This window comes from Paraburkholderia sp. JPY465, from assembly GCF_050436725.1.
GTDB lineage: Bacteria > Pseudomonadota > Gammaproteobacteria > Burkholderiales > Burkholderiaceae > Paraburkholderia > Paraburkholderia youngii.
Map to the genome: position 1 here is coordinate 540,604 of NZ_JBNDMT010000002.1, position 14,648 is coordinate 555,251.

Annotated in this window: 11 protein-coding genes; 3 read left to right on the plus strand and 8 right to left on the minus strand. The window is 64.7% G+C overall.

All coding sequences use genetic code 11. The annotated features are described in order from the left end of the window. Position 1: 1 nt before the first annotated feature. The 6 genes from tssE to tssA all read right to left on the minus strand — a co-directional run bounded on the left by tssE (position 2) and on the right by tssA (position 5,123). Complete coding sequence (gene tssE / locus QFZ94_RS04595; RefSeq protein ID WP_410842506.1) at positions 2–514, minus strand: type VI secretion system baseplate subunit TssE; 513 nt, start codon at positions 512–514, stop codon at positions 2–4. After that, positions 507–1,343: a type VI secretion system accessory protein TagJ gene (locus QFZ94_RS04600; protein ID WP_429455732.1), complete on the minus strand. Its 837-nt coding sequence runs from the start codon at positions 1,341–1,343 to the stop codon at positions 507–509. Before QFZ94_RS04600 ends, tssE begins: the two co-directional genes overlap by 8 nt. Before the next feature lie 98 nt (positions 1,344–1,441). Continuing rightward, entirely contained in the window at positions 1,442–1,930 is a 489-nt protein-coding gene (locus tag QFZ94_RS04605) for an Hcp family type VI secretion system effector (protein ID WP_368581717.1), read from the minus strand. Between the two features lie 45 nt (positions 1,931–1,975). Beyond that, positions 1,976–3,472 carry a type VI secretion system contractile sheath large subunit gene (gene tssC / locus QFZ94_RS04610; RefSeq protein ID WP_368581716.1) on the minus strand — a complete coding sequence of 499 codons (1,497 nt, stop codon included), beginning with the start codon at positions 3,470–3,472 and terminating at the stop codon, positions 1,976–1,978. A gap of 25 nt (positions 3,473–3,497) precedes the next feature. Continuing rightward, positions 3,498–4,046, minus strand: a complete 549-nt coding sequence (tssB, locus tag QFZ94_RS04615; RefSeq protein ID WP_429455733.1) for a type VI secretion system contractile sheath small subunit — start codon at positions 4,044–4,046, stop codon at positions 3,498–3,500. Positions 4,047–4,091: 45 nt separating this feature from the next. After that, positions 4,092–5,123 carry a type VI secretion system protein TssA gene (gene tssA, locus QFZ94_RS04620; RefSeq protein WP_410849387.1) on the minus strand — a complete coding sequence of 344 codons (1,032 nt, stop codon included), beginning with the start codon at positions 5,121–5,123 and terminating at the stop codon, positions 4,092–4,094. Positions 5,124–5,902: 779 nt separating this feature from the next. On the opposite strand from tssA, the gene QFZ94_RS04625 reads away from it, so the two are divergent. From QFZ94_RS04625 to QFZ94_RS04635, 3 genes are read left to right on the plus strand one after another with little or no spacing between them, the layout of a single operon-like run. After that, complete coding sequence (locus QFZ94_RS04625; RefSeq protein WP_410842505.1) at positions 5,903–6,679, plus strand: hypothetical protein; 777 nt, start codon at positions 5,903–5,905, stop codon at positions 6,677–6,679. A gap of 34 nt (positions 6,680–6,713) precedes the next feature. Further along, on the plus strand, positions 6,714–7,508 hold the full coding sequence (locus tag QFZ94_RS04630) for a PP2C family protein-serine/threonine phosphatase (RefSeq protein ID WP_429455734.1): 795 nt from the start codon (positions 6,714–6,716) through the stop codon (positions 7,506–7,508). A gap of 31 nt (positions 7,509–7,539) precedes the next feature. Continuing rightward, positions 7,540–8,343: a glycosyltransferase family 2 protein gene (locus tag QFZ94_RS04635; RefSeq protein WP_368581953.1), complete on the plus strand. Its 804-nt coding sequence runs from the start codon at positions 7,540–7,542 to the stop codon at positions 8,341–8,343. Here QFZ94_RS04635 and QFZ94_RS04640 read toward each other — a convergent pair. Together QFZ94_RS04640 and QFZ94_RS04645 are read right to left on the minus strand one after the other, a co-directional pair. Then, positions 8,340–12,890, minus strand: coding sequence for a beta strand repeat-containing protein (locus QFZ94_RS04640; RefSeq protein WP_429455735.1), 4,551 nt, complete (start codon positions 12,888–12,890; stop codon positions 8,340–8,342). The two genes, QFZ94_RS04635 and QFZ94_RS04640, sit on opposite strands and share 4 nt — an antisense overlap. A gap of 83 nt (positions 12,891–12,973) precedes the next feature. Continuing rightward, positions 12,974–14,647: a ShlB/FhaC/HecB family hemolysin secretion/activation protein gene (locus QFZ94_RS04645; protein ID WP_429455736.1), complete on the minus strand. Its 1,674-nt coding sequence runs from the start codon at positions 14,645–14,647 to the stop codon at positions 12,974–12,976. Position 14,648: the final 1 nt, after the last annotated feature.

Consider the following 14,648-nt stretch of genomic DNA (forward strand, 5'->3'; position numbering starts at 1 on the left):
TTCAGCGCGGGCCGCCCTGGTCGATCACACGGATTTCGCCCACTTCCAGATCGAGTTCGGTCCTGAAGAAAAGCCGTTCCGGATACGGCTGCGCCCACAGATCGCCCTCCACCAAAAATGACACGGTGTTGTGGCGCCCGGTCGTCTCTTCGACTTGCATCGAACTGACCCGCACGGTATCGCGCAGAATGCGCGGCTCGAACGCCCAGATCGCATCGCGCACCAGCCGCTCGAGCCGCAACGGATCGATGCCTGAGGCGGTCTTGCCGGCAATATCCGGCAAGCCGAAATTGATCACGGAGGTCGCGACATACGGATAGCCGCTCAGATCCTGCACCGAAGCAAGACCATTCGCGTTCAGCAGCCAGCCGAGGTCGCGCTGCACGCTCTCGCGCAGCGCGCGCATCGACAGAACGCGGCGCTCGCGCGCTTCCTGTTTGACTTCCGGTTCGAGATCGGTCAGCCGGTCGAGCAGCGACGGTTGCAGGCGATCACGGGCGGTCAGCTCAGCCATGATCCGGCACGGCCGCGCCGTCCTGTTCGGCAGGCGCGTCGCCGCTCGTCAGTTCGATGTTGCGCACGTCGAAGAGCGCGTAGTCGTTCGCATCGGAGGCGAACATGCGCTGTCCCACCGGCCGCGCGAGCGCGGGATCGTCACCGATCCATTCGGTCAGGCGCGCGAGCCACAGCGCGCGATTCGCCTCGGCGAGCGTGCCCGGATAGCGGGCGGGAATCAGGCCGGCGGCCTGGCCGTCGTTGGCCCACGTGAAGACGGCCGGCATCCAGACCCGGTCGCGCAGGTCGGACGGCGGCTCGATTTCGATGCGCTTGATGCGCGAAAAAGGAATCCAGTAATAGCGGCCGTTCAATACCGCTTCGAGCGTCGGGCCGAGCCGGTTGTCGGCGTCGGCGAGCCACTCGAACGGTTCGCCGTTCAATGCGCCGGCGGTGGCGGGCGCCTCGTCGAGCGCCCGCGCGCGCGCGGCGGCCGCCGCGCCGCTATCGCCTGCGGCATCGAGCCGCAATGCCTCGAGCAGCAATGCGAGCCAGCCGGTCGGCTCGCCGAAGATCAGCGGCGCGCGCTCGCCTTTGAAAACCGCCTCGCGCAGCGCCTCGCATTGCAACGCTTCACGATAGGTCTGCACCATCGGCAACGCGGCCGCGTCGAGTTCGCCGACGACGTTCAGTTGCGTCAAGGCGCGATCCCAGGCGCCCGTCACCGCGAGCAACTGGAACAGAAACACGCGATAGGCGGCCTTCGACGGATCCTTGCGAACCTGGTTTTGCAATTCGCGCAGACATCCGTCGAGATCGCCTTCGCGCAAGCATTCTTCTGCGTTCATGCCGGTTCGCTCCGGTCTGTCTCAAGTCGTCCCACTCGCCGCCGCACTGCAGCGGCGCGGCCGGTGCAGTGCAGTCGCCCCTTTTTGCCGACAGCCGATCAGGTTTCCGCGTTGCCGGGGATGTTCCATTTCACTTCGACCACGCCGCCCTCCTTCGCGCCCTTGGCGTTTTGCGGCTGATACTCGACATGGAATTTTTCGAAGTTCAGCGTGACGTTCTCGGTGAAGCGCTCTTCGCCGCCGGAGCCCCCCGTCGAATACGAGCTAACCAGCACGCCTTCCAGCGTGATCTTGTAGTACTCGAGCGGATTGTCGCCGCCGGCCTTGCGAACGGTCAGCAAGGCCTTGTCGATGTGGGTGCCCTTGGTGCAGGCCGCCATGATCGGCGGACTCGCCTTGTCGCTGTATTTGGTGAACGACAGATCCTGCACCGACACCTTGCCGGCGCCGCCGCCCGTGCCCATGTGCATCGTGCCGCTCTGGCTCAGGCCCCAGCTCCAGGCGAGCACTTCGATCTCTTCCTTGTGGGTCTTGTCCTGCGACTCGCCCTTGATGTCGCCCAGCTTCATGAACATGTCGATGGCCATCTTATTCTCCGCTCAAAGCAATTCGTCACTGAATGGGGATTTCCGTCATGCCGCCTTGGCGGACGGAAGCTTCGAAACCAACCGTAGCGATACGGTCAGGCCTTCCAACTGGTAATGCGGACGCAGGAAAAATTTCGACGTGTAATAGCCCGGGTTGCCCTCCACTTCCTCGACGACCACCTCGGCGGCAGCGAGCGGGCGTCGGGCTTTGGATTCTTCGCTCGAGTGCGCCGGATCGCCGTCGACGTACTGGAGAATCCAGTTCTGCAGCCAGCGCTGCATGTCGTCCTTCTCCTTGAAACTGCCGACCTTGTCGCGCACGATGCACTTCAGGTAGTGAGCGAAGCGGCTGCATGCGAACAGATAAGGCAGGCGGGCGGCCAGGTTCGCGTTCGCGGTGGCATCGGGATCTTCGAACTCAGCGGGCTTGTGCAGCGATTGCGCGCCGATGAAGGCCGCGAAATCGGAGTTCTTCTTGTGCACGAGCGGCATGAAGCCGTTCTTCGCGAGTTCGGCTTCGCGGCGATCGCTGATCGCGATTTCGGTCGGGCACTTCATGTCGACGCCGCCGTCGTCGGTGGGAAACGCGTGCACCGGCAGATTTTCGACGGCGCCCCCCGATTCGATGCCGCGAATCCGCGAACACCAGCCGTACATCTTGAACGAGCGGTTGATATTGGTCGCCATCGCATAGGCCGCATTGGCCCACGCGTATTTGCTGCTGTCCGCGCCCGCGGTGTCTTCCTCGAAATCGAATTCCTCGACCGGATTGGTCTTCGCGCCATACGGCGCGCGCGCGAGAAAGCGCGGCATCGCGAGACCGACGTAGCGTGAATCCTCGGATTCACGCAGCGAGCGCCACGCGGCATGCTCAGGAGTCTGGAAGATCTTCGTCAGGTCGCGCGGATTGGCCAGCTCCTGCCATGAATCCATCAGCATCACAGCCGGATCGGCGCCGGCGATGAACGGCGCATGCGCGGCGGCCGAGATCTTGGCGATCTGCGTCAGCAGATCGACGTCGGGCCCGCTGTTGTCGAAGTAATAGTCGGCCACCAGGCAGCCATACGGCTCGCCGCCGAACTGGCCGTATTCCTCTTCGTAGAGCTTCTTGAAGATCGGGCTCTGATCCCACGCGGTGCCCTTGTACTTCTTGAGCGTCTTGTACAGATCGCCCTTCGATACGTTCATCACGCGGATCTTCAAGGTTTCGTCCGTCTCGGTGTTGTTGACCAGATAGTGCAAGCCGCGCCACGCGCTCTCGACTTTCTGGAACTCCTCCGAGTGGATGATCTGATTGACCTGGGCGGTCAGCTTCTCGTCGATCCGCGCGATCAGCGATTCGATCGTCGCGAGCACGTCGCCCGAAATTACGTTGGTATCGCGCAGCGCCTGTTCGGCGAGCGTGCGCACCGCCGTCTCGACGGCTTCCTTCGCCTTCTCGCTCTTCGGCTTGAATTCCTTTTGCAGCAGATTCGCGAAATCGCTGGTTTCAAGCGACGTCTCGCCGGGTTGCGCTTGCCCTTCGGTGCTAGGTTCAGCCATGGTCAGACTCCCCTGTAGGTCACGCTCATTCCTGCGGCTTCGGTGCGGACGCCAACGACTGCAGCAACGCAGGATCGTTGAGCAGCTTCGCGATCAGTTCCTCCGCGCCGGTCTTGCCGTCCATATAGGTCAGCAGGTTCTGCAACTGGCCGCGCGCCTCCAGCAGCTTCGCCAACGCGTCCACCTTGCGCGCGACCGCGGCGGGCGAAAAATCGTCCATGCTCTCGAAGGTCATGTCGACGGCGAGGTTGCCTTCACCGGTCAACAGGTTCGGCACCTGCACGGCGACGCGCGGCTTCATCGACTTCAGACGCTCGTCGAAGTTGTCGACGTCGATCTCGAGAAACTTTCGATCCGCCACCGGCGCGAGCGGGTCGGCCGGCTGACCGGACAGATCGGCCAGCACGCCCATCACGAAGGGCAGATTGACCTTCTTCTCCGAGCCGTAGACTTCGACGTCGTACTCGATCTGAACCCGCGGCGCTCGATTGCGCGCGATGAATTTCTGGCTGCTTTCCTTGGCCACGACGATTCCCCTGGTTGACGCCGCACGGCCGCGAGCAGCATGGCGCATGACTGGCGTTGCTATAAGCGAAAAGGCACATCCCCGCCTGACTGCTTACTCGTTTTCTATACCGCCGACCTGCCGGGCCTGGCTCACGCCTTCGGGCGCGAGGTCCTGCAGAATTTCCATGAAGTTCTTGTCGACTAGCCGGCGCGCGCGCAGCAGCAGCAGCGGCACCGGGCTGGAGGGTTCGTGACGCTCGTAGTACGCGCAGATCTTGTCGATCATGCGGATCACGTCCTGACGGTCCGTGATGTCGCCGGACACCGGTACGGGTGCGGGCGCCGCGCCGGCGTGCTCGCCCGTGGCCGCGTCGCCGTTTGTCGATGCTTGCGGCGCGCCGCCCGGTACGTCCAGACGTTCGCCGAGAAAATCGGCCGCACGCCGCAGCAGTCTCGACAGCGGCGACAGATCGATGGAACGCGCCGCGCCGACACGCTCGGTCAATACAGTCTCGATGCGCGTCGCGCTATGCGTGGCCGCGAGCAAGGCCGTGTGCGCTTCGGCGGCGTCTTCGTGAGCGTCGGCGATCACCGCGTCGATCGAACTCAGCGACGGCGCGTCGACGCCCTTGGGCAGCGGCACTTCTCCGGTCGCATATTCGATGTCGCGCAAACTGACGACACCGTGCGCGCGCGACGACGCGAGCGGCGCGTCGCGCACATCCACCAGCATGCCGGACGCGTCGACGAGCGCGGCGAGCGCGTTGACGCGGGCGGTCGGATCGTTGTCGTCGTCGGGATCGAGCTGCGGGTAGACGTGGTCCCAGCGCTGTTCGAGCAGGCCTTCGACGAGCGCGAGGCCCTCGGCGAAGCCGGCGAAACGCCGGCGATTGAGCAGCGCGCGCGCCAGGTGTACCGCGACACGCAAGTCGCGGCCTTTCGCGAGCAGATCGAGCGATAGCGCTTCGGCCACTTTCCAGTCGGGCGGTGTGGCGGCGACCATGGTCTCGCCGAACTGCACCTCCGGCTTGCCATGAACGACCTGTTCGAGCGCAAGGAAGTCAGGGTCGTACTCGAGGTCGTCCCCGCACGGACTGGCAGCTGATATGTCGGCGAGCAGTTCGCCCGCGAGAAGCGTGGCCATGTCTGTATCGGTCTCGGATGAGTAGTCTCGACGCACCGTAAGTGACCGGTACGGGTTGCCCTTGCCCGCCAGGAATCAGCGTTTCCCGGAAATACGTGTTAACTCTAATTAGATTGCCCGTGCCAGCTATTGCGATGTTTTTAGCGGGCATTGCCCATTCTCGGCGGCAATCCGATATGAGAATAGCACGCAGCCCGGAAAAACAAAGCCGGATACCAATAGAAGCGGATTTTGTTTAATTAAGCGAAACAGTATATGTAATACCATTCAACTCCATAAACATTTAAAAAGTTTTCACCTTTCGTTCCGTCACCATTAACCATCCAATGCTCGGCCAGTCGTCTTACGACCTCGCCAGCGCGCCCTTTCAGGACAGGCGATTGGCGGGATCGCCCGACATCTAAGTAAACGAATCAAGCGCTCGATTTTTAAAAAATTCGACCTTTCGAGACTACCGGTAAGCGTTTACATTTCGTCCAGGGTTAATCCTGATAGCGATAGAACACCGCGACAAAGCGGTGAATAACATATTGAGTTTTACCTTGTAATAAATAAAACGTGCCAATAGACTAACTTTGTTTTCCAATCATGCGCCGGTTGCCCGGCCGAATTGCCTGGTATTGCAGGCGTTTGGCACTCGCATCAGCCCGATATGGCGGCAAAGCGAGTGCCGGATTCGTTGGGGGACAGGAAGCCGGCGCACCACAAGCGCGGCGCAATGGGTAGTGTCAGCAGCGGGCTCCGCCGCAGGAAGCGGAGTTCACACCTCGGGGTGAAAAGTGGCAGATATCCAAAGCGCAGCAATGGCCGACCACGCTGGAGAGAGCGCGCTGCCCGACCTGTGGCAACGCCGCACCTGCCTGAGCCACGACGAAATGGCGTCGATCTATACGATCGTGCGCCGCGCGTTGACCGGCTACCATCCTTCGGAATTGCAGGCGCTGGGCGAGGACAAGGAGGAACTGATCTCGCAGTTCCTCTATTTCAAGGTGTTCCGCCTCGATACCGCGCCTACCGCCTCGCCCACCTTCCCGCTGCATAGCGCGCCCTCGAACAGCCATGCCGTGTGCGCCTATTTCCGCCGCTACCTGATCGACTGTCTGCGCAGCGCGAGCCATCAGCGCAACGTGTCGCTCGATGAAGACGACGTGATGCTCGAGATCGACCGGCAAACCGCCTTTCACCCCGATCCGATCGGCTCGGTCCTGCTGCAATACGGTCTGCACGAAGCCGAAGTCCGCGAATCCGCGTCGGATTTCATCGCTTCGCTCGACGAAGCGAACCGCATGCTGCTCGCCGGCAGTCTCGGCTGGCTGTCGAACGAGAAAGGCGGTCTGTCGCAAGTCGCCGCGCGTTACGGCATCGCGTCGTATCACTACCGGGCACGCAAGCTCGGCGTCACGCTGAAAAAAGGCTCGATACCCGCCGACTTCGCCCGTACGGAAATCGGCCAATGGATCGAGCACAGCCTCGGCATCGACATCGCGCCCGGCAATCGCATCGTCATCCTGCTGGTTCTGGGCATCCTGTCCGCGCAGTCGCACGCACAGGAATGAGGTCGACCGACCACGAGCACATGAGAGGTCAACGGTGCAACTCGCCACCGCAAGCCTGACCGACCAGGGCGACCGCCCGCGCAATGAAGATTCGTTCGGCGACTGGTCGAGCGAGCGGCTCTACTATTGCGTCGTCGCCGACGGCGCCGGCGGACATGGCGGCGGCGACACCGCCGCGCGCCTCGTCGTCGATTCGGTGCTGGCGGATTTGCGCTATCTGACCGTGGCCGAATTGCCGCCGACCGGCGAACGGCTGATCGGCTCGCTCACGCATGCCAACGAGAACATCCTCGAAGAACAGTTGCGCGGCAAGGACAGTGAAAAAGACATGCGTTCGACGGCCGTGGTGCTCGCCATCGATCGCGAATGCGCGACGGCCGCATGGGCCCATTGCGGCGACACCCGCCTGTACTGCTTCCGCCACGGCGAAATCAGCGCGCGCACGCGCGACCACAGCATGGTTCAGCAGATGGTCGACGCGCAGTTGCTCACCGAGGAGGAGATGCGCCATCACCGGCGCCGCAACGTGCTGTATGCGGCGCTGGGCACCCGCGACGCGCTTTCCATTGCGGGCATCGACGGCACCTTCGCGCTACGCGACGGCGACGCTTTCCTGATCTGCACGGACGGTCTGTGGGAGTACGCCGACGACGCCGGCATCGCCGATGCGCTAGCCCATGCGGCGACACCCGGCGACTGGCTCGACGCACTCGCGCAGCAGGTGCGCGCGAACGCCAGCACGAATCACGACAACTTCACGGCGCTCGCGGTGTGGGTCGGTGACGATGGGGAAGCGACACAGTTGATGCCAGGCCCGGCACAACCGTGACGCAGCGGATCAGCATCGCAACGGGGCTCGCATCATGCCGATCTCGATCATCATTCCCTGTCTGCAGATGGCGGCAACGCTTGGCCGCGCGCTCGAAAGCTGCCTGATTCAGCCGGAGGCCGCGCAAATCATCGTCGTCGACGATGGCTCGACCGATGCTTCGATCGACGTCGCGCAACATTACGGCCGCCTCGACGCGCGCGTGCAGGTGCTGCGCATGCACGTGAACGGCGGCGTCGCGGCCGCGCGCAACTGGGCCGCGATGCACGCGAGCGAGGATCTGCTCGCTTTCATCGACGCTGACGACGAATACCTGCCCGGCGCGCTGGCTGCGGCGAGTGGCTATCTGCAGCGCTGTCCGGGAGAGGCATCGGTGCGGCTCGATGTCGACTATGCGGGCTTTCCGCGCGCGATCGTCGAGCATCCCGATTTCGAAAAATACGCTGCAATCCTGAGCAACACCGTGCCCAGCAGTCTGGTGATCCGGCGGGCGGTGTATCGCGCGCTGGGCGGGTTTCCGCTCGACGTGTTCTTTCGCCGCGTCGGTGGCGAAGACGGCGCGTTTTCGTGGGCATTGAGCCGGCTGTTCGGCAACCGGCGGCTGATCGACGCGAAGCGGGTGCGCCAGCATTACCACCCGGAAATCCACGCGGAGCGATTCTTCCGCATTCACCTCGGCATGGAGCAGCCCGTCCACGAGGACGTCGTCGAAGCATGGCGGCTCTCGCAGCGGTTCGTCGCGAGCGCCGAGGCCGCCATCGCGCAACTGCGCGCGCTGCATTCGCCCGAAGGCGCGCCGCCGCCGGTTCCGTCCGCTTCGCCTCGCTCCCGCTAGAAGTCGCCGCAACCGTGCTGGGCGTTCGTCAGCATGCAGCTGTTCAGGTTCGGCTGCGAGCGCACCCGTTTCCATTCGACCGCGAGGATGTCCTGATTCTCGCCCGGCGGCGTCGTGCTGAAGAGCGGCTGGTTAGAGCCGATGCAGATGTTGGTGCCCTGCAGATTGTTTTCGTAGATGAACGTCTGCTCCTGGCTGCTGAAAAACGTCTGCAGCCCGCTTTGCGCGACCGGATTGGGAATCGGGCCCTGAGGGTTCGAGTTCTGGAACGGAATCACCGTCAGCGTGCCCGGCACTTCGTTGACGATATAGCCAACGCTGGACGTGAAGTTGGGGTCGATCGGATAACCGCCCGCCGGTGACGTCAGAGTGGCCGTGGTCGTCTCCGAGCCGCTCAACGTGCCCGCGGCGGTGTCGCCATTGATCAGGCCGCTCGTCGTATAGGTGAACGCCGGGTTAGGCGCACCGACGAAGCGCGTCGCGCCATCCGCGGTGACCGTGACCGTCGGCCGTGCGGCATAGACGAAATGATTGCCGGTAGCGGGCACCGTGCCGCCCCAACTACAGCCCGAGCCAAACAGGCAGCCGTAAAAATTCGGCTGCGCGGTGTTCGGCTGCACGCTGCCGCGTGTTTCGCCGGTCCAGGTGCTGGCCCAGACTCGCCATGCGTTGCCGGCGCCAAGTGTGCCGGAGTTCGCATCGACGAAAACGCCGTTCTCCATCACCAGATCGATCGAGCCGCCCGCGCTCAGATTCGTGCTCGGCGCCGTCGCGGACGGCGTGGCCGCGCCCAGCCCGATATTGCCGGTCGTGGCGGTCGCGACGAGGTTGCCGGTCAGCGTGGAGTTCGTCACGCTCATCGGGTTCAGCTGGCTGGCGGCGGTGTCGAACGTCCGGCTCGTCAGCGGCCCGATCACGAAACCATGCGAGTTCGAGAAGTCGACGTTGCCCGCATTGGCCATCGCCAGCACGCCGACGTCGTTTTGCGGATCGGTCAGCGTGAAGCTACCGGGGCCGGCAAGGATCAGCCCGGCGGTCTGGATGCCGCCGGGGTCCGTGACGGGACCGGCGGACAACAACATCAAGGTCTGGCCCGGGGTCGAGATGCCGAAGCTCAGCGCGATCCCTTGACTGCCCGCGCCCGGGTTCGACAGCGTCAGATTGTTCGCGAAGGACGGCCGCGTCGGCACGCAAGGCGAGCCGGCCGATACGCACTGCCCGTTTACCGTGATGCGTCCGGTTTGGGTGCTGGACCCTAGCACGATGTTCGGGATCGATGCGAAGCTCGAGAAAGTCGGGGCGTCGATGCTGAGGCCGCCGCCCGTGCCGAACAGCGTGATCGGCGTCGCGTTCTGCGCGGTGATCGCGAAGCTCGACGGGTCCACCGACGCCGGCATGATCGACAGCACGCCGCCCGGCGACGTCAGCGTCGCCTGCGTGATCCCGAGGCTGCTCGCGGTGCCGTCGTTGAATGCGCGCAATACGATCGAACCGGGACTCGTGGTCGAGATCGTCACGTTGTCGGTCGCGGCATTGGCGACCGCAGTCGTTATGCCGCCGGTGACGCCGGTGGTCGGATTGAGCAGCCCGAACTCGCTCTGCTCGACCTCCGGGACGGCCAGGCCGATCGCGACGCCCGGATCGGACGTGGTAGTCGAACCGGCGATGCCGATCGTCGTGTTACGCGTGCTGGTCGCGCCGTTCGTGCCATTGGCGATCAGCACGCCGAAGTCGTTCTGCAGGTTCGGACTGCTGCCGGCCGGGCCGCTCACCGTGCCGCGAATATCGATCGCCCCGCCGTTGGTCGACGTGATCGTCGTGCCGTCGGTGATCAGCACGCCCTGCACGAACGGACCGGTGCCGCTGCCGAACAGGCTCACCGTGCCCGTTCCGGTCGTCACCGATACGGGGGCCGTCTGGACGCATTCCACGCATGGCGTGTTCTCAAACATCAGTCCGATCACCGAGTCGCCGTTCACCGCGGCGCCGACGCTTTGTCCGGTGAACTTGATGTTGCCGCTCGTCGACTGGACCGACGACCCATGCATGTCGAGGCCGATACTGACGTTCATGTTCGACGACACGCTGCCGGCGGCGGAAATGTCGCCACTGCCGGTGCTCAGCGTGGCGCCCGAAAAAAAGACGCCGTCCGCGAAGGTGCCGCCGGTGGCTGTGCCGTTGACATTGCCCGTCACGCCGATCGAGCCGGTCGTGTTGGAGATCGTGGTGTTCTGAATCTCGACGCCGAAGCCCCCTTGCGCGCTTTGCGCGACGCTCCCGTTGACCGAGATCGCGCCGCCCGAACTGCTGAGCCCAGGTTGCGGCGTGGCACTCCCGCCCACCGTGGCGCCGCCGCTCAGGAACACGCCCGTTGCGCCGCTGCCAGAGGCACTGCCGTTCACGCTCAATGCCCCGCTCGTCGTGCTGGCGGAAGTGCTGGATAGAAACACTCCGATGCCCTGATCCTCGATATTCGAACTGCCGGCACCGCTGATGGTGAGCGCGCCGCTGCCGGTTCGAATCGTGTTGTTACCTTGCGCGAAGACGCCGTCGTTGCCTCCGCCGCCGGCGATCGCCGTGCCGGTGATACGCAGCGCGCCGCTCGTCGTCGAAAGCGCGCTGGCGTCTTCGATCGCCACGCCGTTGGCGTTCGCGCCCAGCGCGACGCCCGACAGCGAGAACAGGCCGGCCTGCGTGGAAATGGTCGACGCGTCGATGAAGACGCCCGACGACGACGTGACCAGATAGCCAATCGCCACGCCATTGATCGGGAACGTGCCGGTCACCGTCAGATCGCCGCCCGCCGTGTCGATGTTCGAGTTCTGGATCAGGACCGGGCTCGCGCCGCCGCTGCCCAACGTCACGCTGCCGCCGTTGGTCCTCACCGTGACGCGCTGGAACGAGACCAGGCTGAGCGGGCTCGTGCCGCCCACGTTCGCATCGAATACGAGGCTGAGCGGCCCGGCGCTCGACGTGATGGTGTTGTTGACCAGCACCGATCCCGTCGCGCTCAACTTCAGCGTGGCGGGAAGCGTGCCGGTCGTGAGGTTGAGCGGCGCGTCGACGACGATGTCGCCCGCGCCCAGGTTGGGATCGGTCCCTGTCAGTACCGTCACCGACGTGCCAAGGCTCAGCGGGCCGGTAAGCGCCGTGTTCAGGATGAACGTGCTGCCGGTGATCGGCCCGAACGTCATCGTGTTCGAATCGGCCGCGGTTTGCGTTTGGACCGGCGCAGCGGTGACATCCGGTATCTGCGTCACGATGTCGACCTCGAACGGGTCGAGCAGCCACCGGCCGCCCTGACCTTTCGGCGCCGATGCATCGACGCTCATGCCGGTCGTATCGAGCGTGTGGCCGGACGTTTCGATCAAGCCGCCGTTGCCGCCCCGCGGACCGCCCTTCGCGGTCAACGTGCCGTAAATGCGGCTGGCCGTTTCGCTGTAAGCGACGACGTTGCCGCCATTGCCGTCGACGAGCGCATCCGCATGGATGCTGGCGGTGGGCGACATCCAGATCGCATTGGCATCGCGGATGGCGGGGTCCGCGCCCGCCGGGCCGCCGCCGAAGTGCACGGTGCCGCCGCCAGCGGCGCCGCTCGCATCGATGTACGCCCCGGGCAGCAGCGCCACGTCGTAGCCGGTCACGTCGATCCTGCCGCCGGTTTGCCCTGCGCCGCCGCTGGCGTCGAGCGTACCGCCCACCTGGGTCACGCCATTCGTGCCGCCGTCGAGCAGTATGTGGCCGTTATGCTCGCTGAGGCCTTGTGCGCGCACGATGCCTTGCTGGTTGATGACCGTGCCGGCCAGCGCATCGGCCGTCTGTGCGCTCATCACGACGGTGCCGCCGTCGGCGGCCAGCGTGCCGGTATTGCCGATCAGCGCGTGCGCCGCGCCCTGGTTGATCTTCAGCGTGGTCAAACCGTCGCCGGCGAAGTCGACGGTGATGTCGTTGCCCGCGCCCAGCGCGACGGTGCCCAGTTTCGCGCTGACCGTGCCGCTATTGCTGACCGTGCCGCCGAGCAACGCGATGGTGCCGCCCTCGGCCGCCGTCAGCGAACCGGCATTGCTGAGCGCCGCCGCGGACGCGCCGACGAAATGGTAGTTGCCGGCAAGAAAGTCGGCATTCGAGATATTGAGCGTCGAAGCGACCATCGATCCCACGTTCACCGAGGACCCTGGCGCAAAGATCACCCCCGCCGGATTGACGAGAAACACCTTGCCGTTGGCCTGCAAGCGTCCGGCGATCACGCTGGGGTCGTTGCCCATCACGCGGTTGAGCAGCGCGGAGGAAGCCGACGGCTGCGCGATGCGGACCGCTTCGCCGCTGCCGATCGAAAACGTGTTCCAGTTGACGATCGCATTGGACGAGCCCTGCGTGATGTGCATCTGGCCAGCGGACGGCGAGTTGATGCTGACCGTGCCGGCCACCACCTGGCCGCCGGTCGGATTCGCGAGCACGAGCGGCATATACGATGCCGCGAACAACGCGGCGACCGCACCGGCGATCGTGCTCGCATGCGCGGGTCGCACATTGCATGGCTTGTTCATCACACACCTCGGCACAGATTGCTGCTTGTCGTTGCGTTGCGTTGCGTTGCGTTTGGTCGCGTCTGGCTGCGTTTGGCTGCCTGCTAGAACGTCTTGGTCAGTTGCACATAAAAGCGCGGCAGTCTGTCATTGCCGGTCGTATCGGGCCCGGTCGTGCGCCATGCGACCGTGCCCTGTAGCGAAAAACCGCCCGGCGCGGCCCAGAACGCGCCGAGACCCACGCCACTGCGCGTGATCACGTTCGACCCCTGGCCCGGGCGCGACGTCGCGTTGTACCAGCCCGTACCGAAGTCGAAGAACGTGAACACGGTGGCCCGCGCATCGATCGCAAAGCGCCCTTCGAGGGTCGCGACGAAACCCTCGTCGACCAGTGCCTCGGACGGCGAATAAGCGCGCACCGCGTGCGGGCCGCCGAGCAGGAAGCGCGACGAACTGTCGAGCGTGGTTCCGGCCCACTGGCCGGATACGCCTGCGAATACGCTGAGCCGCTCGGTGATCGCGTTCAGGCGGTTCGCGAAGAACGTCGCGCGCACTTCGGTGCCTTGCGTGTCGCGCCCGAGCGGCGACGCATCGAGTGCCTCGGCCTGCGCGTTGCGAAAATGCAGACTGCCGATCAACAGTTCGACATCCGCGCTGTTGAAGCCGCCGCCGAACAGCGCGTCGCGGCTTTCGTAGCTGAGGCCGACACTGCCCTCAACGAGCGATCTGGGATTGTGTTGATCGACGACGCCGATGTTGTCGATCAGGTCGCGGTACTCGAGATTCACGCGTGCCAACAGGCTCTGATTGCGTGTGCGCACGAGTGGATGCGTGAGCGTGAAGTCCACCACGGTCGCCTCGCCCTGCGCGTCGAGCGACGCGAATTCCTTGCCGAGCACATAGTTGAGCCGCGACACCGCGACCCCGACGCGCGTTCCTTGCGCATTGATCGGCGCTTCGTAGCCGATGCGCCCATAAAGCGTGTCGCCGCGTTCGCTGCCGAGCAGCCGCAGGTCGAGGTTGTCGCCGATCATGAACGGCGAATTCAGGCGCGCGAGCGCACCGAGCCGCCAGGTACCGCTCGACTCCGCGCCGAAGTTGTCGACATCGAGCGCAAAGGTCCAGCGTTTGGCCGGCGCGACGTTGACGGTCAGATCGACCGTGCCCGGCTCCTCGCCCGCTTCGATCGCCGAGGAAACCTGAATACCCGGCAGATCGGACAGCAGCAGCATGGTCCGTTCGAGTTCGTGCTGCTGCAGCGGCTTGCCCAGCGGAATCTGCGCGACCCGCGCGCGCAACAGGTCTTCGCGGATCGGCGTGCCGGCCGCGATATCGAGCCGCACGTGGCCGACGCGTCCTTCGAGCACGCTCAATTCGACGTTGCCGGACGTGACGTCCTGCGGCGGGATCACCACCTGGGCGAGCAGATAGCCGTGATCGCGATAGACCTGCGTGATGCGCGCGGCAATTTCTTCGAGCCCGGCGAAACTGGTTTGCTTGCCGAGCTTGTCTTGCACGGGCGCGAGCAGTGCATCGCTGGCGATCGTGTCGTTGCCCTTCAGCGTGATGCTGTTCAGCAGGAAGGTCGGACCGGGCGCCGTCACGGGCGCCGCCGGCGGCGGCACGGCGGGCAGCGCCTGATTGCCGCCCGGCGGCGCGGGCCGGGTCTCGCGCGGCGCCGTCTGGTTCAGGATGCTGCCCGCGTTCGGCAATGTCTGGCCCCACGCGAGCGCACTGCTGCAGGACACCGCCGCGGCGATCAGTCGGAGTCTTCTCATC

Bases quoted from the DNA above. Each gene is read 5' to 3' on its own strand.
- tssB (WP_429455733.1), bottom strand. From the start codon at position 4,046: ATGCGCCATGCTGCTCGCGGCCGTGCGGCGTCAACCAGGGGAATCGTC.
- QFZ94_RS04645 (WP_429455736.1), bottom strand. From the start codon at position 14,647: ATGAGAAGACTCCGACTGATCGCCGCGGCGGTGTCCTGCAGCAGTGCG.
- tssA (WP_410849387.1), bottom strand. From the start codon at position 5,123: ATGGCCACGCTTCTCGCGGGCGAACTGCTCGCCGACATATCAGCTGCC.
- tssC (WP_368581716.1), bottom strand. From the start codon at position 3,472: ATGGCTGAACCTAGCACCGAAGGGCAAGCGCAACCCGGCGAGACGTCG.
- tssE (WP_410842506.1), bottom strand. From the start codon at position 514: ATGGCTGAGCTGACCGCCCGTGATCGCCTGCAACCGTCGCTGCTCGAC.
- QFZ94_RS04640 (WP_429455735.1), bottom strand. From the start codon at position 12,890: ATGAACAAGCCATGCAATGTGCGACCCGCGCATGCGAGCACGATCGCC.
- QFZ94_RS04600 (WP_429455732.1), bottom strand. From the start codon at position 1,343: ATGAACGCAGAAGAATGCTTGCGCGAAGGCGATCTCGACGGATGTCTG.
- QFZ94_RS04605 (WP_368581717.1), bottom strand. From the start codon at position 1,930: ATGGCCATCGACATGTTCATGAAGCTGGGCGACATCAAGGGCGAGTCG.